The sequence below is a fragment of the Nocardia sp. NPDC055321 genome (genome assembly GCF_053645575.1).
In genome coordinates this window covers 14,824-36,338 of sequence record NZ_JBSHMS010000029.1, presented here as the reverse complement: position 1 = coordinate 36,338, position 21,515 = coordinate 14,824, and the positions used below count along the sequence as shown (strand labels likewise).

Below are 21,515 nucleotides of genomic sequence, written 5' to 3'. Positions count from 1 at the left end.
GCGCCGGTTGCGGCGGACCGGGCCGATTCGCGAGGCTGACGGGGTGCGACTCATCGATCTGTCGGTTCCACTGCGCAGCGGCATGCCCGTCTATCCCGGCGACCCGGAGGTGGCGATCGAGCCGGCGTTGACGGTGACGGGGGCCGGGGTCAACGTGCTGCGGGTGCACATGGGGTCACAGAGCGGAACCCACGTCGACGCACCCCGGCATATCGACGACGCGCTGCCCGCCCTGGACGCGGTGCCACTGGAACGATTCACGGGGCCGGCGGTGGTCATCGACGCGCGGGGACTCGCGCCGCGCACGGCCATCGGGGCCGCGGCGTTCGAGGGGCGGGTCGCACCCGGACAGATCGTGTTGATCTGCACAGGTTGGTCGGATTTCTGGGGGACGGACGACTACCTCGGCCACCCGTTCCTGAGCGTGCGGGCGGCCCGCTACCTCGTCGACGCCGGAGTTCGGACCGTCGGCATCGACGCGCTCAGCGTGGACCCGACCCCCGCGCACGACATTCCGGCGCACCTGGTGCTGTGCCGGGCACACGCGGTGATCGCCGAGAACCTCACCGGACTGGCGGCGGTACTGGCCGCCCAGGAGGCCGGGGACACGGTCGAAGCGTCCCTGTTTCCGCTGCATATCCCCGGCGCGGACGGCGCCCCGGTGCGCGCGGTGGCCCGGATCCTGCCCGCGGCGAGGGCTCGGGCATAACGCTTCACCGTGCTAGCGCCACGGGTCGATCACGGGTATCCCCGCCGCCACGAACGGGGTGACATCCCGTGTGGCCACACTGAATTTCGACACGTCCGCGATGGCGGCGATCATGCCGTCGGCTGTCGCGACGGCAGATCCCGCGGCTCGCGCGGCAGCCATCAAGCGTCCATAGCTTTCGGCCGCGTCCAGGTCGTAGGGCAGCACGCGCCCTGCGAACAGCGGCAGCAGGTGATGCTCGAGCTGTTCGAGCAGAATGTCGCGGCGGCGACCGTCGGGCAGTAGCGCAGCGCCGTAACGCAATTCACCGACGGTCACGGCGGTCAGGTACAGGGTCTCGAGGTTCTGAGCGTCGATCCAGGCGATCACTCCCGCATCTGGAGCCTTGCGCAGCGGTTCACTGATGACATTGGTGTCGAGAATGATCACTAGTCGAACTCCAGAGGCTCGGCCGGCGTGCGATCCCGGTTGTCGAAAACGGCGTGCTCGTCATCGGTCAGCCCGACGTCACGCCCGATGCCGGCCAGGAGCGATCCGAGCTTGATCCGGCCGGGCGGCTGCACGGCATCGGTGATGATCTGCCGCAGCTCGGCTTCGGCACTGCGCCCGTGAGCGGCCGCACGCTGCTTTATCGCGCGATGAACTTCCTCGGATAGGTTCCGCACCACAACGCTCTTCATCTGATATCAGCTCCTCGGGGTTGCTATCAATGATAGCGTTGCCACAGAGTGATATCACGCATTCGACGCCGATCGAGGATGCCGAGGGCTCGGACATAACGCTTCGCTGTGACGGATGTGGCACTGTATCGGAATTTGTGGCGCGCAACACTCGATCTTCGTAAACTGCTGGGCGACACCCGGGCGGCGTCGGGGCCCCCGTTTTCCAATGCTCGACCAGAGAGATCCACGTGAACCGTTCCGCCGTCACCACCTTGCTAGCCACCGCGGCCATCATGGTCGCCGCTCCCGCAGCCAGCGCGGACATCGTCCTGTCCGAAGTTCCGAACTCGGTCGCCGAAAAGAAGAAGAACGACGACCCGATGCAGACGATCGCTCCCGGTTCCGGCGGATCATCCGACGACATCAACACCGGCACCTCGGGCGGCCTGGCCACCACCGGTTCCACCGGCACCGGCTCGTTCGGCCTGCCCAACCTCGACAAGCTGCTCTTCGGCGAATTCGACTCGCTCTGCGCGGTCACCGGTAGCGCCTGGACGATCCTGGGCGAGACCAGCTTCGGCTGCGGCAACCTGGAGAAGAAGCCCGGCGACGGCTTCTGACGCCGAACCCCCGACGGGTTCCAGCGCGCACTTCGAGCATGCGAAAGGGGCGCCGACTACACGGTCGGCGCCCCTTTCGCTGTCCTGACTCAGCGGTTGTCGTCGGCGTTGCCGGCCTTCCACTGCTCCCACGGGATGTTCCAGTCACCGAGGCCGTCGACGCCCGAGAGCGTCCCGCCCACGGTGTTCTTGACGATGGTGATGTCACCGCGCTTGGCGTTGTCGTACACCCAGCGCGCGTTCTCCGGGCTCAGATTCAGGCAGCCGTGGCTGGTGTTCGACGAACCCTGCGCCCCGACCGACCACGGCGCGGAGTGGAAGAAGATGCCCGAGTACGAGATTCGGGTCGCCCAGTCCACCGGCGTCTTGTAGCCGTCGGGCGAGTTCACCGCGACGCCGTAGGTGGAAGAATCCATGATGATCTTGTCGTGCCGGTCGGCGACGATGTAGATCCCGTTGTCGGTGGGCGTGCTGTTCTTGCCCATCGAGGTCGGCATGGTGCGCACGACCTGACCGTTCTTCTCGACCGTCACCTGCTTGGTGTCGTCGTCGGCGGTGAAGATCGTCGCGTCGCCGATGGTGAAGCTCGACGTGATGTCGGTGTCGCCGACCAGACCGTTGCCCAGATCGCGGCCGTAGACCTGCACGGCCACGTCGACCTTGGTGCCCGGCGCCCAGAAATGCTCGGGCCGCCAACGGACTTCGCGGTTGTTCACCCAGTAGAACGCGCCCTCGACCGCGGGGGTTGTCGTGATCTTGATGGCGTTCTGCGCGGCCTTGCGGTCCGGGATGTTCTCGTCGAACTGGATGGCCACCGGCTGACCGATGCCCACGACCTCGTTCTCACCGGGCAGCAGGTAGGGGTGGGTGCGGTTGTTCGGGGAGATGGTGGCGAAGCTCAGCGAGGTGCTGCTCGCGCCGCCCAGGCCGATGGCTTCGACCTTGAGGGTGTAGGTGCGCGCGAAGCCGAGCTGTTCGGTCAGCTTCCAGGAGCGGCCGTCCGCGGCCATCTCCCCCGCGACCGCGCGGCCCTCGGGGTTGGTCAGCGTAACCGAGCTGAGCTTGCCGTCCTCGACCTTCAGCACCAGCGGATCGGCGGGCGAGAAGCCCTTCTGGCCGTCCTTGACCGGTGCGATCAGCTTCGGCTTGACGAGCTCGCTGATGGGGTTGGAATCGATTGCGACCGAAGAGGAATCGGGTGTGCTCGACGAACAGCCCACCAGGGCGAGGGCGAGGACGGACAGCACCGCCGTCGACCCCAGCCACGTCGAACGGCGCCGGCTCGACCGGAGCCGACCCTGACCAATACTCATTGCAACCCCAATTCACGTCTCGGTGCGCAGCTGGACACCGAGGATTCGGCCCCGACCACACGTGTTCGACCCACCACGCCCGCGGGGATCAGGTCGAGATCACGCCTGCAGTCATTCTGCCAGGCACCACCGACCTGACAAACGACAACGCGTCCGGACCCCTCGGGGTTCATCCGGTTCATCACCCGCGGGCCGCACTTCGTTAACACCGTTCGAGGAGATCTTCGAACCACGCAAAAACCACCGACAACCAGGCGATTTCATATTTCGCGGCAGAGCCTGTTAATGTTTCTACCGCACCGCAGAGAGGCCGACACCGAGAGGGAGAGGCCGCGAAGCACGGAGCATGCGCCATTAGCTCAATTGGCAGAGCAGCTGACTCTTAATCAGCGGGTTCGGGGTTCAAGTCCCTGATGGCGCACTTCAGAAGGCCCCCGGCGATTCGCCGGGGGCCTTCTTCTTTTGTTGCCGAATCGATGCCGGCCCCGATCCCTTCGGCGGGTCGCCCGAATACCCACGGTCCCGCTCCCCACACCGAACGTGAGCAGAACCACATTCACCATTCCCCCAAATCACTCACTCGACCGCTGCCGGACACCCCGGTAGCTGCCGGGGGCCTTTTCCCGCAGTGCGGGTGGCCCGATCGTGATCTCCCGGCGCGGCGAGCCGCCCTGTCCGGTTCGGCGTGATTGTTAGCGTCGCCGAGTGGACCCCAACCCGCAGTGGTCACCGGAAACCGCCGTGCCCGAGGCGGACTCCGCGATCGCGCCGCGCACCGCGCGCCTGATCGTGCTCGGGTGCGTGATCGCGCTGATCGCCGCGCTGGCCGCCCTGGGCGTGCTGGCGCTCGGGCAGTGGCGCGACACCAGGGACACCGACGCGGGCGACCGGATCACCAGCTCCGCGGCGGGCATGAGCTTCGCCGCCCCCACCGGGTGGGAGGAGATGCCCCAGCAGGACGGCGGCGGCCTGGTCTTCGGCCAGGCCGCGCTGACCCGGATCGACGGCGCCGACGGCATGATCCTGCTGGGCCGCCTGGACCAATCCCTGTTCGCCGCCGCCGAATCCGACGACGCGCGGGCCGCCTGCGAGCTCGGCGGCGGGATGGGCGAGTTCTTCTTCCCCGACTCCGGACAGCGGATCGACGAGACGAGTCACGACCTCACGGGCCGGGACACCACCGGCAAATCCTGCTTCTACCGTGTCGATTTCGACGACACCGGCGCCACGACCGCCGAGGTCTACGCCGCGGTCGTGCGCTCGGGCGAGCAGCGCTGGTGGATCACCTGGCTCAGCGACACCGACGCCCCCATCGACCTCGACGCGGCCGCCCGGCTGGCCGAATCCATTCGGCCGCTCTGACTTCGGCGAGCCCTCAGCCGAGTTCGAGGCTCGTCACCCCGAAGACCCGATCCTGCCGGTGCGCCCGCAGCGGCCCGGTGTACATGCGCGCGGTGTCGAAGGTCGGTGTCAGCCCGGCCTTCTCGAACAGTTCGACCGCGGGCGCGTTGGTCAGCGGCACGTCGATCGCCAGCGCCCGGCCGCCGGCGTGCGCGGCCAGCGCCGCGACCAGTTCCCCGGCATCGGCCGCGCTGTCGGCGAACAGCGGGCCCACCCGCAGCGAATCCCGTGCGGGACGGACGGTTCCGAAGCCGGACACGACGCCGTCGACCTCGCGCACCACGGTGTGGTGCCCGGGCTCGGCGAGCCAGGCGTCCAGGAACCGGGGCCGATCGGCGGGCAGGCAGCCGGAGTCGTAGCGATGCAGGGCGGGCGCGTCGGCGGCGGTGGCCGCGCGCACGGCGGCGCCGGGGGCGGGCACGGCGGGAACGCCGACGAATCGCGCACTGCGATAGGCAAGTTCGAAGCCGCTGCGCCGATAGTCGTCCTGCCGATCGGGGACTCCGTCCAGGCCGATGGTCCGGGAGCCGGCGTGCGCGATCCCGGCCTTCCAGGTCGCCAGGCCCAGTCCGGTGCCCCGCCGGTCGGGCCGCACGAGATAGAACCCCAGGAACGCGTACTCGGTCCCGTAGTTGACCACCGAGATCGCCGAGACCGGTTGCCCGTTCAGGCGGCCGAGCAGAAAGCCCTCGGGATCCTGGGCGAAGAAGGCGGCGATGTCGCGCTCCCCCGGATTCCAGCCCTCGGCCGCGGCCCACTCGCGGACGAGGGACCAGTCCGCGGCGGTGGCCGTCTCGATGGTGAACACGTCAGCGGCTCCCCTGGCATCCGGCATCCCACCACGGTAGTGGCCCGCCACCCCCGCGGGGTCCGGTTGCCGCGGATCGGGGCGGCGCGGTCGCCGGGGATCGATGTCACCGCCCTGGACTAGGCTGAGCGACGTTCCCCAACCCTGTGAGCAGCCCATGAACGACTTCGCCCATTCCGATTCCGCCTCCAGCAGCCGCATGGACAAGGCGCGGCGACTGGCCGCCTACACCTGGCAGCGCGACATCTCCGGGGCCGAACTGCTCGCCATGCCCATGGCCGAGCGACGCAAGCTGGCCCGCGCCGCCGAGGCGAATCCGCCGAGCACCGACGAGACCTGGCAGGTCGTGGCGCGGCTGCTGGCGGAGAAGGACTCGTGGGCCGCGCGCAATCCGGGCCATCCGGCCGCGCGGCGGGAGCGGGCCGACGAGAAGATTCTCTGGGTGAAACCCCCGGTCACGCCCTGGCTCAGCTGACCCGACCCTTGACAGCAAGAAATGAACGGGGGTTCACTGCTTGAGTGTCACCCGACTTCGAGAACCACGCAGGAACCCGGCCCGCCGCCTGGCGCGATGAGCTGACCGGCGGCGACGATTCGCTCTTCGCCGACCGCCCCGCCCCCGACGGCGAATTCACCGGACGCACACTGACTTACGAGGTGACCGGCCGCATCGCCCGCATCACCTTCAACCGGCCCGAACGCGGCAACGCCATCACCGCGGACACCCCGATCGAGCTGGCCACCGCGGTGGAGCGCGCCGATCTCGATCCCCGCGTGCACGTCATCGTGGTGAGCGGGCGCGGCAAGGGCTTCTGCGGCGGCTACGACCTGTCGATCTTCGCCGAGAACGGCATGGAACCCGCGCCGGGCGCGCAGCCCACCGAGGGCACCGTGCTCGATCCGGTGGTGCAGGCCCGCAACCACAATCCGTGGGGCACCTGGGATCCCATGGTCGACTACGCCATGATGTCGCGCTTCAACCGCGGTTTCGCCAGCCTGCTGCACGCGAACAAGCCGACCGTGGCCAAGGTGCACGGGTTCGCCATCGCCGGCGGCACCGACATCGCGCTGTACGCCGATCAGATCATCTGCGCCGCCGACGCCCGCTTCGGCTATCCGCCCACCCGGACCTGGGGCATTCCCGCGGCGGGCATGTGGGCCCACCGCGTCGGCGATCAGCGGGCCAAACGCCTGCTGTTCACCGGCGACAGCCTCAGCGGCGCCCAGGCGGCCGAATGGGGCCTGGCCATCGAGGCGCCCGCCGCGGCCGAACTCGACGAGCGCACCGAGGATCTGCTGCACCGTATTTCGCAGGTGCCGATCAATCAGCTCGTCATGGCCAAACTGGCGCTCAACAGCGCGCTGCTCGGCCAGGGCGTGCTGAACTCCGGCATGATCAGCACCGTGTTCGACGGCATCTCCCGGCACACCCGCGAGGGTTACGCCTTCCAGATGCGCTCGGCCACCGCCGGTTTCCGCGAGGCCGTGCGCGAGCGCGACGAGCCGTTCGGCGACTGGAAGCGCGCGCAGTTCGATCGGCCGGACACCGAGAGCTAGCCGAGATCGGTGCGCTCGGCCTCGGTGACCACCCGGTCCGCGAGCGAGCGCAGCGCCGCGGCCTCGCCCGCGTCCATCTCGTCGATGAACAGCCGCCGCACCAGTTCCACGTGATTGGGCGCGGCGGCTTCGAGCGCCCGCCGCCCGGCCTCGGTCAGGCGCACCTCGCGCCCGCGCGCGTCGTCGGCGGCCTGGCAGCGATCGATGAGTCCGCGTGCGGCCATGCGGGACAGGTGCTTGGACAGCCTGCTCTTGTCCCAGCAGATCTCCGCGCCCAGATCCTTCGCGCGCAACTGCCCGTTCGCCGCGGACAGCGCGACCAGCACCTCGTAGTCCGAGGTGGACAGTCCGTCACGGGTCAGTCCGGCGGCGATCGCGGCATCCATGCGCTGCCGCAGCCGGATATAGGATTGCCAGGTCGCCTGTTCTTCGTCGCTCAGCCAACGAACCATGCGGTCCATGATATCCCGCTTTAGTTGACATGGACACTAACCCGGTGTATCGGCGCGCACGCGGCCGCGGCGGCGAACGTGTCGTAAAGTACGGGCAATTCGTCCACGACGCACGGCCGGAGATCGTTACCCGCAGTAGCGATTTCCGGAGCGAACGGACGGGACCCCTTCCCGCGGAACACCTTCGCGGGGGCGTCGGTCCGTAGCCTTTTACCTGGATGAATAGCTCATCCGGTTGACAATGCAACGGTCCGCAGAAACAGTAGACGCCGGACCCGTACCGGCCGCCGTGCCGCAACCCCGCGGCAGCGGTGGCAATCCGCGCCGAACCGGGCCTATACCAACCTATTGCGCCGACATTGAGGAATACATGAACGTTCGCCGGCTTCTCGTCACCGCCAGCGTCGCGGGACTGACGACCTTCGCAGCCCACGGGGTTGCCCTCGCCAACGTGCCCACGGGATCCTCCGGCACCGGGTCGTCCACCATCGATACCGGCTCGGGCGCCACGGGCTCGGCCAACCTGGCCCAGACCGGCTCCGCCGGTGGCTCGTACAAGAATTGCGACGAGGCCCGGCACGCCGGCCGCGCCCCGCTCTTCCGCGGCGAGCCCGGTTACGGCCCGCACCTGGACCCGGACGGCGACGGATTCGCCTGCCCGACGGTCTGATTCACCCCGGACTACGCGAAACCCCCGGTGCCGATGGCACCGGGGGTTTCTCGTGGTCCCGTATCGCTACGCCGGGTTCAGCGGAAAATCTTGACCAGCACCAGCGTCACGACCAGCGCACCCGCGCCGATGAGGCTGTACTTGATCTTCGGCTCGTTCACCTTCGCGATCAGCGCGTGCTTGGTGTTGTCGGCCAACCGCTGCGGATCGGCCCGCACCGCGAGTTCGTCGAGGGTGTTCGCGAGCCGGCTTCGCGCGGCCTCGATCTCCCGCTCGATCGCCTCGGTATCTCTCGCCACGTCACACTCCTGTCTGAAAGCCGCGTTCAGCGGCACTGTCGTCTCGAGGCCCCGCGCGCGGCCGGACTGCGGCTCGCGCGCCCGCTTACGAGCGGTGCTGTGGAGTGTATCGCTCACACCGCGTCGCGCCCGTCTACTACGGTGGCGGCATGACCGAGAACCACCGACTCAGTCCCGGCGACACCGCGCCCGCCTTCACACTTCCCGATGCCGACGGCAAGGAGGTGTCCCTGGCCGACTACCGCGGCCGCAAGGTGATCGTCTACTTCTACCCGGCCGCCAGCACGCCCGGCTGCACCAAGCAGGCCTGCGATTTCCGGGACAGCCTCGCCGAGTTGAACGGCGCCGGGCTGGAGGTCATCGGGATCTCGCCCGACAAGCCCGCCAAGCTGGCCAAGTTCCGCGACGCCGAGGAGTTGACCTTCCCGCTGCTGTCGGACCCGGACAAAGAGGTGCTGCAGGCCTACGGCGCCTTCGGCGAGAAGACCATGTACGGCAAGACCGTCACCGGGGTCATCCGGTCCACGTTCCTGATCGACGCGGACGGCAAGATCGAGGTCGCGCAGTACAACGTGCGCGCCACCGGCCACGTGGCCAAGCTGCGCCGGGAACTGTCGGTCTGATACCCGGGGCTGGCTGATCCGGCCCACGACACAGAGAAGTCCCGACCCCCACCGGGCCGGGACTTCTCGAATCTCGGTGCAGCCCCCGCACGCGCCGAGAATCAGATTCCCGCACAGGGCATTCCGCGCCGGACGCGCGCTGTCAGCGCCTCAGACGCGGGGCATGGTCTGGGCGGCCCACTGCAGCATCATGCGCCAGTGCCCGTCCCACCAGCTCGCGAACTCGGGGGTGCCTAAAGCGGGCGGCGCGATCTCGCCCGGGAACAGCCCGCCCTCGGCGGGCGACCCGACCGGATGCGTCGGCGCGGGGATGATGGAGTCGAAATTGCCGCCGGTCTGGGGCTCGGGCTGCGACTTCACCAGCGGCTTGGAGGGGCGCGCCTCGGCGTGCGAATCGAGCGCCCCGCCCCAGTTCAGGGTGGCCGGGTCGATGACGACGATCTCCGGATCCGGTTCCGGCGCGGGCTCTTCCAGCATCGGCGCCAGCACCTCGGTGGGCACGGCGGCGTCCTCGGGCAGCACGTCCACGAAAGGTCCCGCCGAACCGGTGTCCACCGGGGCGGTTTCGACCGGCGCGGCTTCGACCGGGGCCGTGGTGTGGAGGTCGACCGGCTGCGCCTCGGTGGTGACGCGGGAGTCGGCCAGCATGGGCTCGGGCACCGTCTTGGACCCGCTGCTCGCGGAGTACATGCCACCCGCGACCAAACCGCCCGCGAGCACGCTCGCCGCCGCGAACAGGGCGGCGGTGCCTCTGGCCCGGCGGATACGCTCGGCCGCCTCACCGGCGTACTCGACCTCGGGCAGCGCCGACAGCGCGGCGCCGATGGCGGGCGCCGCGGTGGCCACCGCGCACGGGATGACGGGCGCGCCGAAGCCGGCCTCCAGGGCGCCGACGACCGCGGGACCGCTTGCGGCGGAACCGATCAGCACCACGGCATCCGGTTTGACCCCGGCCGCGTCGAACTGATCCCAGGCCGCGGTGACCGCGGCGCGCATGGCCTCCTCGGTGGTGCCGCCGCCGTTCAGCGTGACCGAGGCGAGCACGCGGGTGCGCTCGGGGTCGATCAGGGAGAAGGTCTGCGCGCCGGGCACGACCTCGCAGATGGCGAGATCCTCGAACTCGTCCACCCAGGTCATGGCGCGGGCCACCGCGAGATGCGCGGCCTTGGCCGACACCATGGACGCCTCGTGCCACGGGCCGGCGGCCAGCTTGGTGACGATCGCGCGGCGTTCGGCGGCATCGTGGTAGGCCACGGCCGCACCGACGATGTCGCGATCGGGGCTCAACTTGCCCGCGAGTTCCTCGAGGACCAACTCGACGGCGGCGGCCAGATCGGCCTTGGTATCGCCGGTGATCTTCTCCACCCGCTCCAGCACCACGCGCTCGGGCAACTTGTCGCCGGTGTCGGCGAGGGCCACGGCACGCACGGTACCGCGCTCGGTGGCGACACCGATGGTCACCGCGGAACGAACTACTGAGGTGGGAACCACAGATCAGCCTTCCAAGGTCGCTATTGTTCTGGTCATTTACCTCTATGTCGAGACAGCCGGGAAGCAGCTGCGATGGAGGTTCGTCGCCATTCCCGGGTCCGGATGGGTAAAAAACGGGGCGAGATGGGGACACACGAACTACCGCAGCGTGTCATCGGAGTGTCGCTACCTCTAGGCTGTGAACGTGGATGCGCGCACGGGAACCAGGTCGACACGGCGACCGGACCCTGCGTTGGAGTTGCAGGACGACCCGCAGGAACTCATGCCGCGTCGCCGCCCGACGCAGGAACGAAGTAAACGAAAGTTCGACGCGCTGCTGCAGTCCTCGCGCGAATTGCTGGTCGAGGTCGGCTTCGAATCGTTCACCTGCGAGGAGGTCGCCGCCCGCGCGGAGGTGCCGATCGGCACCCTCTACCAGTTCTTCGCCAACAAATACGTCATCGTCTGCGAACTCAATCGCCAAGACCTGGTGGCTGTTTCACAGGAGCTGGCCGACTTCCACGGCGAGATTCCGTCCATGGACTGGCTGCGGCACATGAACGCGCTGGTCGATCACCTGGCCGACCTGTGGATGACGGATCCGTCGCGCCGTGAGGTCTGGCTCGCGATGCAGTCCACGCCCTCCACGCGCGCCACCGGCGCGATTCACGAGCGGGAGTTCGCCGAGGCCGTCGCGCTGATGCTGCGCCAGCTCATGCCGCGCACGCCGCGGGGGCGCCGCTCGATGATGGCGCAGGTGCTGGTGCACGTCGTCTATTCGATGCTGAATTTCTCGGTGCAGGACGGCCTGGCGCACGAGGACGCCGTGGCCGAACTCAAGCGACTCATGGTCGCGTATCTGCTTATCGCGGAGAAGGAATCGCGCCCGGGCGGGCAGCGCAACTCGCTCGAACCCGAGGCCAACTGAAGCCGAGCGGCCCCGGCCGGCGCACGATGACTCTCAGTTCTGCAGCAGGTCCGCTAGCTCGCCCGGATCCTCCAGCACCACCATGGCGGCAGCGGTGTCCCCGTCGTGGGTCAGCGACAGATGCACCCGCACCCGCGGCAGGAATTCCGCCGCGAGCCCGTGCAGCTTGATACTCGGCCGCCCCCAGGCGTCGTTGACGACCTCGATGAGCGGGTACGGGTTGTCACCGATCTGCGGGCTGCGCGCGAAACGCGATGAGGCCCAAGCCTTGATCACCGCTTCCTTGGCGGCCCAGCGGGCGGCGTAGCTGCGTGCGGGATCGGTGCCCTTGCTTTGGCAGTAGCGCCGTTCTCCAGCGGTGAAACTCTCCCGGATCATGGTGGTTCCGGTGCGTTCCAGTTGTTCGGCGAATTCGGAGATGCAGACCAAATCCAGCCCGATACCAAGGATTGTCACTTGTGGGGACTCCTCGATTCCTTCTTGTGCGATCCAATGGGCGCAACATACCAGCGGAGCCTACGGTTCCGTAGGCTCCGCTGGTCGTGGGTTCAGTTGTGCCGCGTCCCACTCGGCCCCGCCGCTACCGGCGGGGCGGGCCGGGGGTTACCGGCAGGCCGGGCCGGGCGGGACGGCGACATAGGTTGCGTCGCTGCCCAAACGGGCCTGGGGCGAGAGCAGCAGATCGGCCTCGAGCTGGCGCGACTGCTTGGCCGGGGTCCCGTCGCCGCCGAGGCGGCGGTCGGCGGGGCGCTCGTACAGCGGGGCGCCGCCGCACATGGCCTCGGTGATCCGCTGGCGGCCGGCGAGCTGACGCTCCTGGGCCCGGCGCCGGTACTCCTCGCGCTTGTCCGGGTCGATGGCGGCCACGAACGCCTGCGGGTGCACGATCGCCACCAGGCCCGAGACGTGCCCGAAGCCGAGCGAGGTGACCAGACCGGCCTTGAGCGGGAAGCGATCTCCCAGGTCCAGGGCCTCGCGCACCCACACCAGGTGCGGGTAGGCGCGCATCTTCTCGTCCACGCAGTCCAGGCTGCGGTTGGGCGGGATGACGCCCTGTTCCAGCACCTGGCACAGGCCGATCATCTGGAACGTTGCCGCGCCGCCCTTCGCGTGACCGGTGAGGGTCTTCTGCGAAATCACGAACAGCGGAGCGCCTTCCGAGCGGCCGATGGCCGTCGCGAGCCGCTCGTGCAGCTCGGACTCGTTGGGATCGTTGGCGGCGGTGGAGGTGTCGTGCTTGGAGATCACCGCGATCTCGTCCGGCGACACGCCCAGCTTGCCGAGTTCCTTGGCCAGCTTGGACTCCGGGCCGCCGCGGCCCGCGCCCAGCGCGCCCAGGCCGGGCGCCGGGATGGAGGTGTGCACGCCGTCCGCGAAGGACTGGGCGTAGGCCACGACGCCGAGCACCGGCAGGCCCATCTCCAGCGCGACGCTGCCGCGGGCGAGCAATACCGTTCCGCCGCCCTGGGATTCGACGAAGCCGCCGCGACGGCGATCGTTGGCCCGGGAGAAGTAGCGGTCGCTGATGCCCTTGGCGGACATGACGGCCGAGTCCGCGGTGGCGGACATGTCGCCGAAGCCCACGATGCCCTCGATGCCGAGGTCGTCGTAGCCGCCGGCCACCACCAGATCGGCCTTGCCGAGCCGGATCTTGTCCGCGCCCTCCTCGACCGAGACCGCCGCCGTGGCGCAGGCCGCGACCGGGTGGATCATGCCGCCGTAGGACCCGACGTAGCTCTGCACCACGTGTGCGAGAGCGACGTTCGGCAGCGCCTCCTGCAGGATGTCGTTGGCGCGCGGCTCACCGAGCAGGTTGTCGATGTACAGCGAGCGCATCGAGGACATGCCGCCCATGCCGGTGCCCTGGGTGTTGGCGACCATGGCCGGGTGCACCCAGCTCATGAGCTCGGCCGGGCTGAAGCCGGAGCCGAGGAACGCGTCCACGGTGCAGACGATGTTCCACAGCGCGACCCGGTCGACCGAGGCCGCCATGTCGGCGGAGATGCCGAAGCGGGTCGGATCCCAGCCGGTGGGGATCTGGCCGCCGACGAAGCGCGAGAGCTTGGTCTTGCGCGGGACGCGAATCTCGGTGCCCGCCTTGCGGGTCACCTGCCAGTCGCCCGAACCCTCGACGGGGGTGATGACGGTCTGCTCGGGGCTGGAGGCGTGGAACGCCCGCGCCTCGGCCTCGCTGTTCACGACGAAGGTCAGGTCCTTGTCGAGGAAGATCGAGGTGAGCAGCGGCACCGTGTTGTCGATCATGGCGCCGTCGTCGCCGTAGCGGCGCACGCCGCAGCGCTCGACCACGGTGTCGTGGTACTTCTCGGCCAGCTCGGATTCGGCGACGTAGTCACCGGATTCGGCGTCGTACCAGCCCGGCTTGGGATCGTTCTCCCAGGTGACCAGACCGGTGGTCCAGGCCAGTTCGAGCACGCCCGCGGCCGAGAGCTGGTCCGAGACCTCCATTTCGAAGCGGGTGCGCGCCGAACCGTAGGGTCCGAGCTCGCCCGCGCCGACGATGACGACCATGTCGTCGAGGTCGGCGGTGACCGTGCCCCACTCGGGGACGGGCAGCTTCGAGCTCAGGGTCGGCGGGGCGGGCAGGGCCGAAATGGTCGCGGCGGCAGCCTCTTCGGCGTCCGCGTCGACGGCTTCGGCCTGCTCGCGGGCTTCCTTGGCCAGGGCGGGCAGGTCCAGCTTGGCGCGCGCCAGACCACCGGTGAGGTCGATCTGCTGCGGTCCGGTCGCGGTGACGATGCGGGCCCGCGAGGTGCACCACTTGAGCAGCTCGTCGGCCATCTCGGCGGTGGACCAGGTGTGCACGCCGGCCTTCTCCACGGCCTCGACCAGCGGGTCGTTGCCGCCCATGAGGCCGGTGCCGCGCACCCAGCCGATCAGCGCGTGCACCAGGGTGACGCGCTCGGCCCAGGACTTCTCCGCGCGCCACTTGGCGACCACGGCGTCGAGCGCGGCCTTGGACTCGCCGTACGCGCCGTCACCGCCGAACATGCCGCGGTTCGGCGAACCCGGAAGCACCACATGCAGTTTCGCGTCCACGTTGTGGTCCGCGCCGACCTTGGACAGCCCGCCGATGAGGCGCTCGACCGACCAGAGCAGGACCCGCATCTCCATTTCGGCGCGGGCGCCGGCGTCGGCCAGGTCTCCCGCGACGCGGGGCGCGGCGAAGGGCAGCAGCAGCGACGGGATCATCGCTTCCTTGACCAGCACCTTGGCGCCACCGGCGTTGTCGACCTGCTCGTTGCCGATCCACTCGACGAGCGCGTCGACATCGCTGTAGGAGGCCATGTTCGCGGGCACGACCCACAGGGTCGCGCCGTTGCGGGCGTGCTCGCGGTACAGCTTCTTGTAGAAGCCGATCCGATCGTCGTTGAGCGAGGAGGTGGTGGCGATGACCGTCGCGCCGCCGGCCAGCAGGCGCCCGGCCGCGGCCGCGGCGATGGAACCCTTGCTGGCGCCGGTGATCACGGCGATGTCGGAGGACCACACGCCCGGCTCTTCGACGGTGACGGCGGCCTCGGCGATCCGGCCGTAGACCCCGGCCAGCACCGAGCGGGCCTCGCTCTTGGCGCGCTCGCGCCACCAGTTCGCCTGTGCGGCAACGGCGGATCCGGCGCCGAGGTAGCCCTCGACGTCGAGATCGGCGGCGTCGGCGTCCACGCCCAGCCACAGCCGGGCCAGATCCTCGCGGGCGCTGGCCCAGCGATCGTCGATGAGCAGCGCCTTCTTGGCGTCGAACGCGGGGGCCACCAGACGCGGCCAGTCCGTGCCCAATTCGGCCGAGACCAGATCGACGAGGGTGTCGTCGGAGGCTTCGGGCGCGGAGATCTGCTCGGTCAGGCCGAGCTGCTCCAGGATGACCCGGGCGGTGGTGGCGAGCACACCGGTGTTGCCGGTGATCTGCTCGGTGAACTCACCCAGGGCGGCGGCGTCGACCGTCGCGCCCCCGCCGCCACCGGCGGACGGCATGGACACCGCGATCCCGCGGCGCGCGGCGACGGCCTGCACGGCGGCGTCGATGGCCGCGTCGACGGACGCGCCGTCGTTGAGCCCGCCGGTGACGAGCCCGCCCATGTCCCCGCCGCGCACGCTGGCGCCCTCGCGGGTGCCGAGCGAGACCTCGGCGGTGACGTGGCTGACCCAGCCGTCACCCAGATCCCAGACCTTCTTGACGCGCTCGCCGATGGCGGCGGGCCGCTTGCCGGAGGGTCCGAAGACCTTGCGCAGGTGATCGCCGACGGCGTCGGTCAGCACCGAGCCGAACGGCTTGTAGGTGCGGGCCAGGCGCTCGACGGTGGCGGACAGCGCGCCCATGTCGGCGTCGGCCGCACCGTCGATGGCGCCGAGCGAGAGTTCCGCGCCGAGGTCGACCAGCAGCTGGTTGCGCCGCGAGGAGACGCCGTCGCACAGGCCCTCGATGGTGTCCACCGGACCGATCTGGTCCATGCGCAGCTTGGTCCACAGCGCGATGAGCACGCGGGTGGCGTCGGCGGCGCCGAAGGCGATGTCGTCCGGACGCGGGCCACCGGAGGACACCGGGGCGGCGGCAGGCGCGGCGGCGACGGGAGCGCTTGCGGCGGAAGCGGTCTCGGCGGGAGTCTCCTCCGGCTCGTCGACCGGCGCGGGATCGGTGTCGGTGGCGTAGACGATGCCGGACTCGCGCTCGATGTTGAGCACCTCGACCACGGTGTTCGAGAAGCCGGGCAGCTTCAGGGTGTTGGAGGCCAGGTTGGCGGTGGTCGGGGTGGCGGCCAGGCCGACCTCGACGAACCGCTCGACGCCCAGACCGCCGTGCTCGACGTCGGTGAAGAGCAGATCCTGGGTCTCGATCCAGCGCACGGGGCTGGCGAACTGCCAGGCCAGCAGCTCCACGAGCACCACGCGGCACAGTTCGACGGGCTTGGCGGCCCAGTCGTCCCACGCGGCGAGCACCTCGGCGAGCGGCTCGGAGGGCACCAGATCCGCGATCTCCTGGATGAATTCGCGCTCGAGGCTGAACGGGCGCGGCACCAGGTTCGGGATGTAGCGGCCGACCAGTACCTCCGGGTGCAGGTCCGCGGGCAGCAGGCCCTGCAGCTTGGTGCGGAAGTCCGGGACGCCCGCGCGCAGCACGGTGGAGTGGAAGGGCACGTCGATGCCCGGGATCAGGATGTAGGCGCGCTTGCCACCGGTGATGGCGCGCAGGCGTTCGATCTCGGCCTCGAGGGCGTCGAGGCCGGCGACCGTGCCCGCGATGGCGTACTGGGCGCCGCGCAGGTTGAGGTTCACCACCTCGAGGAACTCGCCGGAGGCTTCGCCGATGCCGTTGATGAAGTCGACGACCTCGTGATCGGCGACGCCGATCTGCGAGGGCCGGATGGCGGCCATCCGATAGTCGCTCAGGCCCTGGGCATTACGCGGGACCAGCTCGTGCATGGCCGAACCGCGCTGGAACACCACCTCGAGCACCGCGTGCAGCGGCAGCACCCCGGCGACGGCCGAGAGCGCGTTGTACTCGCCGACCGAGTGACCGGCCAGCATGGCGCCCTCGATGAAGACGCCCGCCTCGCGGAGTTCGGCGACCTGCGCGACACCGAGGGTCGCCATGGCGACCTGGGTGAACTGGGTCAGGTGCAGCACGCCCTGCGGGTGCCGGTACTCCACGCCCCGCGCCTTGAGGTAGGTCGGGTTGTCGCGCACGACGGCGAGAATCGAGAAGCCGAGGGCCTCGCGGGTGTGCTTGTCGGCGTCGTCCCAGACCGCCTTGGCGGCCTTGCAGCGGGTGCGCGCGTCCAGACCCATCCCCTTGGTCTGAATGCCCTGGCCCGGGAAGGCGTAGACGGTCTTGGGCGGGGCGACGCGACCGGTGGCGGTCATGACCAGATCGCCCTCGATGCGGCAGGAGACCTCGATGACCTCCGCGCCCTGATCCACGGCGACGCGTTCCACGCGCACGTCGATCTGCGCGCCGAGCCGGACCATGCCCAGGAAGCGAGTGGTCCACGCGGTCAGCGTGCGCGGGGGCACCTTGTCCGCGAGGTCGACGGCCGAGACCGCGTGCTGGGCGGCGGCCGAGAGCCACATGCCGTGCACGATCGGGCTGCCCAGACCGGCCAGCTTGGCGGCGGAGTCGCTGGTGTGGATGGGGTTGAAGTCACCGGAGACCTGCGCGAAGGCGGCCATGGCGCGCGGGGCGACCAGGGTGACGTCGCGCCGGCGGCGGCGCGGGGTGTCCTTCGCCTGCTCCGAGAGCACGCCGGCGGCGCGCGGCGGATCGGCGAGTTCGCCGGCGCCGGTGCGGCCGCGGATGGCGAAGCGCTCGGTGAGGGTGGCGACGATCGGCATCGACATGCCGGTCTCGGGCTTGTCGAGCATGCCGGAGATGCGCACGCGCACCTCCACGACCCGGCCCATGTCGGTGTCGATGGTTTCGGCGGCCTCGGCCTTGACGGCGAGAACGCTTGCCGCGGAGGGCAGTTCGCCGTTGAGCTGGATCCGGTGATCCAGGTGCACCAGGTCGAGCATGCCCTCGATGACGCTGCGGTCGTCGGCGGTCCGGGTGGCGCCGAGCACCGCGAAGACGGCGGGCCAGCACGCGCCGACCAGCACGTCGGGCACGGTGCGGCCGAGGGTGCTCAGCCCGTCGGGCAGGCCGGAGCCGGTGACGCCGGCGTGATCGGCGATCAGGTCCGGGCTCCAGGCCACGTTCAGGTGCGCGACCTTCGCGCCGTCGACGGTCTTGACCTCGGGCAACGACTGCCCGGCGGCCACGGCCAGCAGCGCCGACATGGCCACGTCGGCGTCGGCCTCGGTGATGACCGGCGCGCCGCCGTTGTAGACGGTGACCGGCACGGTGATGCGGATCCGGACGGCGTCGCGGCCCAGCAGCGGCACCGCCAATTCGACGTAGGAGTGGTCGGATTCGGGTCCGGTGACCGGGGTCAGGGTGGCGCCGGTGGACGCGTGGTGCGCGCCCTGTTCGGTGGTGACCCAGTCGTTCAGGTCGCCGAGGCGGTGGATCGGGTTGACGGTCGTGCGGCCGGACCACTGCACGTCCGGGGCGGCCAGCACGATGTCGATCGCGCCCGCGGTGACATCGGCGCGGCGGCGGCCGTCGACCGCGGCCGGGACGACGCCCGCACGAACCAGGGAGTACGCGGTGTCCTGTTCGAAACGGTCGAGCAGTTCGCCGACCGGCTCGTCCACGCGGGTGATGCCGGCGACGGCGACGGTGCCGGGGATGACGCACACCTGATCGGCGGAGTAGCGCGGATCATGGGCCTGCCACAGCGAATCCGAGCGCCACCAGCGGCGCACGTCGCCGTCCACGACGGGGACGAAGTTGACCGGCTTGCCGGGGGTCTTGCAGAGCGAGACGAAGAACGGGACGTCCGCCGGGTGCAGCACGGTGGTCGCGACGGCCGGGTACGCCTCCTTGAGGGTGCACAGCGCGCGCACCGGCTCCTCGAAGTCGGAGTCGTCGGCGAAGAGGGTCTCGATCTCGCCGCGATCGGCCGGGTTGAGCCGGGATTCGGTGCGGCGCATCATGTCCGCGAAGCGGGCGCGCCAGGTGATGTCGAGCCAGACCGAGGCGGTGGCGTCGCTGATGGCGTCGCCGAAGTCGCCGCCGCAGTCGAAGTCCTTGCGCCGGTCCAGGCCGACCGCGAGCTCGACGTAGCGCTCGAGCCATTCGGTGTAGGTCATGGTGCCGACGTCGCCGAAGTACGGCTTGGCGGTGCCGTTGAGCGCGGTGATGATCTCCTCGCGGCGGGCGGCCACGGCCTCGGCGTCGCCGGCGACCTCGTCGAGCAGGCGGCCGGTGCGCGAGGCGGAGTTGTCGATCTCGTGGATGTCCGCGCCCAATTGGCTGCGGCCCGAGGCCATTCCGCCCGCGGCGGTGCCCGCGCCGACCCAGTCCGGGGTGCCGGGGGTGTCGACGAGCAGCTGCTTGACCTCGGGGGCGGTGGTGGCCTCGAGGGTCGCCATGGCGGCGGTGCCGATCAGCACGCCGTCCAGCGGCATGACCGGGTAGCCGTAGCTCTTGGACCAGGCGCCGGTGAGGTACTCGGTGGCGCGCTCGGGGGTGCCGATGCCGCCGCCGACGCAGACGATCACGTTGGCGCGGCTGCGCAGTTCGGTGTAGGTGTCGATGAGCAGGTCGTCGAGGTCTTCCCAGGAGTGGTGGCCACCGGCCTTACCACCCTCGATGTGCATGATGACCGCGTAATCCGGTGCGGCGTCGGCGATTCGGAGCACGGCGCGGATCTGGGCGACGGTGCCGGGCTTGAAGGCGACATGGGTGATGCCGACCTCGCTGAGCTCCTCGATCAGCGCGACGGCCTCGTCCAGCTCCGGAATGCCGGCGGTGACGATGACGCCGTCGAACGGCGCGCCCGCGGCCCGGGACTTCTGCACCAGGCGCTTGCCGCCGAGCTGCAGCTTCCACAGGTACGGGTCCAGGAACAGCGAGTTGAACTGCACCGAGCGGCCCGGATGCAGCAGCTGCTTCAGTTCGGTGACGCGGTCGGCGAAGATCTGCTCGGTGACCTGGCCGCCGCCGGCGAGCTCGGCCCAGTGGCCCGCGTTGGCCGCGGCGGCAACGATTTTGGCGTCCACCGTGGTCGGGGTCATGCCCGCGAGCAGGATGGGCGAGCGGCCGGTGAGGCGGGTGAAGGCGGTCTCGACCACGACGCGGCCGTTGGGCAGGCGCACCGGCTTGGGCGCGAACTCGGACCAGGCGGGGGCGACCTCGGGGGCAGCACCGGGGGTGAACAGGCTGCGCTGGCCGGGGCGGGTGGAGGCGGCGACCACGCCGACGCCGGTGCCCTTGAGCGAGCCCGCGGTGAGGCGGGTCAGCAGGTCGCCGGGGCCCAGGTCCAGGATCCACTGCGCGCCGTCGGCGACGGTGGTGTCGACGATGGTGACCCAGTCGATCGGGTCGACCAGGACTTCCTGGGTGAGGGCGGCGGCCAGTTCGGCGTCGAGGCCGCACTGCTCGGCCCAGCCGCGCACGACGTCGACGGTCTCGCCGAGGGCGGGGTGATGGAACGCGGCCTCGACCGGGATGTCCTCGAAGACGGGGGCGAAGACCGCGCCGCCGCGCTTCTTGCCCTCGCGCTCGGCGGCCTGCTCGTCGTGAATTTCGGTGCAGCGCTGACGGACTCGGTCGAGTTGGGCGACCGGGCCACTGAGCACCGCGCGGCGGCGGCCGTTGCGGATGGACAGCACGGCGGCCTTGGACTCGTCCACGCCGAGCGCGAGCTCGTCGACGACGGCCTGCAGCTGTTCGGGATCGACGTTGGAGACCGCGACCATCGGGGAGCGCTCACCGATGGGCATGAGGCCGCGGCGGCGGGCGACCAGGCCCGCGGCGGCGCCGATCAGCTGGGCGATGGCGAGCAGTTCGGCATCGCGACGGCCGTGCGCCTCGGCGGCGGTGGCGGCGATGCGGCCCTGGGAGTGGCCGATGACCGCGGCCGGCGGCTGGGCGACGATGTCCAGGCCCTGCAGGCGCAGCGCGCGCAGAGCGGCGATCTGGGTGAGGAAGACACCGGGCATGGAGACCGCGGCCGAGCGCAGCACCTGCGCTGTGGGCGCCGCCGACACCTCCCCCTGGTCCGGGTCGGCGAGCTCTTCCTCGAGCATCCAGGCAATCGGGTCGAAACCGACCGGGCGCACCACGAGCAGCTGCGCCGCAACGGGTTCGAGCGCCTGCGCCGCCTCGTTGACGAGCGCGGTCAGCTCGGGCTCGAGCGCGGAATCGCGCCCGATCTCCTCCAGTTCGGTGAGCCACGCGGCGCCCTGGCCACCGAAGGCCAACGCGTACGGGGCGCCCGCCAGCAACCGATCGAGCAGTGACGACCTGACTCCGCTTTCCCGACTCTTCCCCGCAAGCCTGGCCTTGGATCCGGTTCCGGTGCTCTCGTTGATCGTCAAGACGTTCGACTTCCTTCTCCTGGCGGCCCGCCCCCACAGGACTGGGCCGCGCTCACGGTGCGCAGGTGTT

General features: G+C 70.0%; 17 protein-coding genes and 1 tRNA gene. 9 read left to right on the top strand and 9 right to left on the bottom strand.

Going from position 1 to position 21,515, the window contains the following annotated elements:
* Window positions 1–43 precede the first annotated feature (43 nt).
* The gene (locus ACWIGI_RS34135) at window positions 44–709 is read left to right on the top strand and encodes a cyclase family protein (protein ID WP_454207397.1); all 666 of its coding nucleotides are present in this window, start codon (window positions 44–46) and stop codon (window positions 707–709) included.
* A 12-nt stretch (window positions 710–721) separates the two neighbouring features.
* Here the strand turns inward: ACWIGI_RS34135 and ACWIGI_RS34130 are convergent, their stop codons facing one another.
* Both ACWIGI_RS34130 and ACWIGI_RS34125 read right to left on the bottom strand, forming a co-directional pair.
* Window positions 722–1,138 carry a PIN domain-containing protein gene (locus ACWIGI_RS34130; protein ID WP_454207395.1) on the bottom strand — a complete coding sequence of 139 codons (417 nt, stop codon included), beginning with the start codon at window positions 1,136–1,138 and terminating at the stop codon, window positions 722–724.
* Entirely contained in the window at window positions 1,138–1,389 is a 252-nt protein-coding gene (locus tag ACWIGI_RS34125) for a FitA-like ribbon-helix-helix domain-containing protein (RefSeq protein WP_454207393.1), read from the bottom strand. Before ACWIGI_RS34125 ends, ACWIGI_RS34130 begins: the two co-directional genes overlap by 1 nt.
* A gap of 230 nt (window positions 1,390–1,619) precedes the next feature.
* Here ACWIGI_RS34125 and ACWIGI_RS34120 point away from each other — a divergent pair, with 230 nt between their 5' ends.
* Complete coding sequence (locus ACWIGI_RS34120) at window positions 1,620–1,991, top strand: hypothetical protein (RefSeq protein WP_454207391.1); 372 nt, start codon at window positions 1,620–1,622, stop codon at window positions 1,989–1,991.
* A gap of 89 nt (window positions 1,992–2,080) precedes the next feature.
* On the opposite strand, the gene ACWIGI_RS34115 is transcribed toward ACWIGI_RS34120, so the two are convergent.
* Window positions 2,081–3,304, bottom strand: coding sequence for a L,D-transpeptidase (locus ACWIGI_RS34115; RefSeq protein WP_454207390.1), 1,224 nt, complete (start codon window positions 3,302–3,304; stop codon window positions 2,081–2,083).
* A 348-nt stretch (window positions 3,305–3,652) separates the two neighbouring features.
* On the opposite strand from ACWIGI_RS34115, the gene ACWIGI_RS34110 reads away from it, so the two are divergent.
* Window positions 3,653–3,725: transfer RNA gene (locus ACWIGI_RS34110), tRNA-Lys, on the top strand.
* Between the two features lie 284 nt (window positions 3,726–4,009).
* Window positions 4,010–4,666, top strand: coding sequence for an APA family fibronectin-binding glycoprotein (locus ACWIGI_RS34105; protein WP_454207388.1), 657 nt, complete (start codon window positions 4,010–4,012; stop codon window positions 4,664–4,666).
* Between the two features lie 13 nt (window positions 4,667–4,679).
* Here ACWIGI_RS34105 and ACWIGI_RS34100 read toward each other — a convergent pair whose 3' ends face one another.
* On the bottom strand, window positions 4,680–5,540 hold the full coding sequence (locus tag ACWIGI_RS34100) for a GNAT family N-acetyltransferase (RefSeq protein WP_454207386.1): 861 nt from the start codon (window positions 5,538–5,540) through the stop codon (window positions 4,680–4,682).
* Between the two features lie 130 nt (window positions 5,541–5,670).
* On the opposite strand from ACWIGI_RS34100, the gene ACWIGI_RS34095 reads away from it, so the two are divergent.
* Both ACWIGI_RS34095 and ACWIGI_RS34090 read left to right on the top strand, forming a co-directional pair.
* Window positions 5,671–5,988: a hypothetical protein gene (locus ACWIGI_RS34095; RefSeq protein WP_454207384.1), complete on the top strand. Its 318-nt coding sequence runs from the start codon at window positions 5,671–5,673 to the stop codon at window positions 5,986–5,988.
* 44 nt (window positions 5,989–6,032) lie between these two features.
* On the top strand, window positions 6,033–7,070 hold the full coding sequence (locus ACWIGI_RS34090; protein WP_454207382.1) for a crotonase/enoyl-CoA hydratase family protein: 1,038 nt from the start codon (window positions 6,033–6,035) through the stop codon (window positions 7,068–7,070).
* Here ACWIGI_RS34090 and ACWIGI_RS34085 read toward each other — a convergent pair.
* Window positions 7,067–7,522 (bottom strand): MarR family winged helix-turn-helix transcriptional regulator, encoded by a 456-nt coding sequence (locus ACWIGI_RS34085; RefSeq protein ID WP_454207380.1) that lies wholly within the window; start codon window positions 7,520–7,522, stop codon window positions 7,067–7,069. The two genes, ACWIGI_RS34090 and ACWIGI_RS34085, sit on opposite strands and share 4 nt — an antisense overlap.
* Window positions 7,523–7,892: 370 nt before the next feature.
* On the opposite strand from ACWIGI_RS34085, the gene ACWIGI_RS34080 reads away from it, so the two are divergent.
* On the top strand, window positions 7,893–8,192 hold the full coding sequence (locus tag ACWIGI_RS34080; RefSeq protein ID WP_454207379.1) for an excalibur calcium-binding domain-containing protein: 300 nt from the start codon (window positions 7,893–7,895) through the stop codon (window positions 8,190–8,192).
* A 77-nt stretch (window positions 8,193–8,269) separates the two neighbouring features.
* Here ACWIGI_RS34080 and ACWIGI_RS34075 read toward each other — a convergent pair whose 3' ends face one another.
* Window positions 8,270–8,491, bottom strand: coding sequence for a DUF3618 domain-containing protein (locus ACWIGI_RS34075; protein ID WP_354989321.1), 222 nt, complete (start codon window positions 8,489–8,491; stop codon window positions 8,270–8,272).
* Between the two features lie 149 nt (window positions 8,492–8,640).
* On the opposite strand from ACWIGI_RS34075, the gene bcp reads away from it, so the two are divergent.
* The gene (gene bcp / locus ACWIGI_RS34070) at window positions 8,641–9,114 is read left to right on the top strand and encodes a thioredoxin-dependent thiol peroxidase (protein WP_454207377.1); all 474 of its coding nucleotides are present in this window, start codon (window positions 8,641–8,643) and stop codon (window positions 9,112–9,114) included.
* A gap of 150 nt (window positions 9,115–9,264) precedes the next feature.
* Here the strand turns inward: bcp and ACWIGI_RS34065 are convergent, their stop codons facing one another.
* Entirely contained in the window at window positions 9,265–10,575 is a 1,311-nt protein-coding gene (locus tag ACWIGI_RS34065) for a hypothetical protein (protein WP_454207375.1), read from the bottom strand.
* A gap of 292 nt (window positions 10,576–10,867) precedes the next feature.
* Here ACWIGI_RS34065 and ACWIGI_RS34060 point away from each other — a divergent pair, with 292 nt between their 5' ends.
* Window positions 10,868–11,512: a TetR family transcriptional regulator gene (locus tag ACWIGI_RS34060; RefSeq protein ID WP_454207484.1), complete on the top strand. Its 645-nt coding sequence runs from the start codon at window positions 10,868–10,870 to the stop codon at window positions 11,510–11,512.
* Between the two features lie 33 nt (window positions 11,513–11,545).
* Here ACWIGI_RS34060 and acpS read toward each other — a convergent pair whose 3' ends face one another.
* Both acpS and ACWIGI_RS34050 read right to left on the bottom strand, forming a co-directional pair.
* Entirely contained in the window at window positions 11,546–11,968 is a 423-nt protein-coding gene (gene acpS / locus ACWIGI_RS34055) for a holo-ACP synthase AcpS (protein ID WP_454207373.1), read from the bottom strand.
* A gap of 147 nt (window positions 11,969–12,115) precedes the next feature.
* Window positions 12,116–21,445, bottom strand: a complete 9,330-nt coding sequence (locus ACWIGI_RS34050; RefSeq protein WP_454207371.1) for a fatty acid synthase subunit beta domain-containing protein — start codon at window positions 21,443–21,445, stop codon at window positions 12,116–12,118.
* Window positions 21,446–21,515 lie beyond the last annotated feature (70 nt).

Excerpts from the sequence above, each read along its gene's own strand:
- bcp (WP_454207377.1), top strand. The coding sequence starts at position 8,641 with ATGACCGAGAACCACCGACTCAGTCCCGGCGACACCGCGCCCGCCTTC.
- ACWIGI_RS34080 (WP_454207379.1), top strand. The coding sequence starts at position 7,893 with ATGAACGTTCGCCGGCTTCTCGTCACCGCCAGCGTCGCGGGACTGACG.
- ACWIGI_RS34115 (WP_454207390.1), bottom strand. The coding sequence starts at position 3,304 with ATGAGTATTGGTCAGGGTCGGCTCCGGTCGAGCCGGCGCCGTTCGACG.
- ACWIGI_RS34100 (WP_454207386.1), bottom strand. The coding sequence starts at position 5,540 with ATGCCGGATGCCAGGGGAGCCGCTGACGTGTTCACCATCGAGACGGCC.
- ACWIGI_RS34125 (WP_454207393.1), bottom strand. The coding sequence starts at position 1,389 with ATGAAGAGCGTTGTGGTGCGGAACCTATCCGAGGAAGTTCATCGCGCG.
- ACWIGI_RS34060 (WP_454207484.1), top strand. The coding sequence starts at position 10,868 with ATGCCGCGTCGCCGCCCGACGCAGGAACGAAGTAAACGAAAGTTCGAC.
- ACWIGI_RS34095 (WP_454207384.1), top strand. The coding sequence starts at position 5,671 with ATGAACGACTTCGCCCATTCCGATTCCGCCTCCAGCAGCCGCATGGAC.
- ACWIGI_RS34085 (WP_454207380.1), bottom strand. The coding sequence starts at position 7,522 with ATGGTTCGTTGGCTGAGCGACGAAGAACAGGCGACCTGGCAATCCTAT.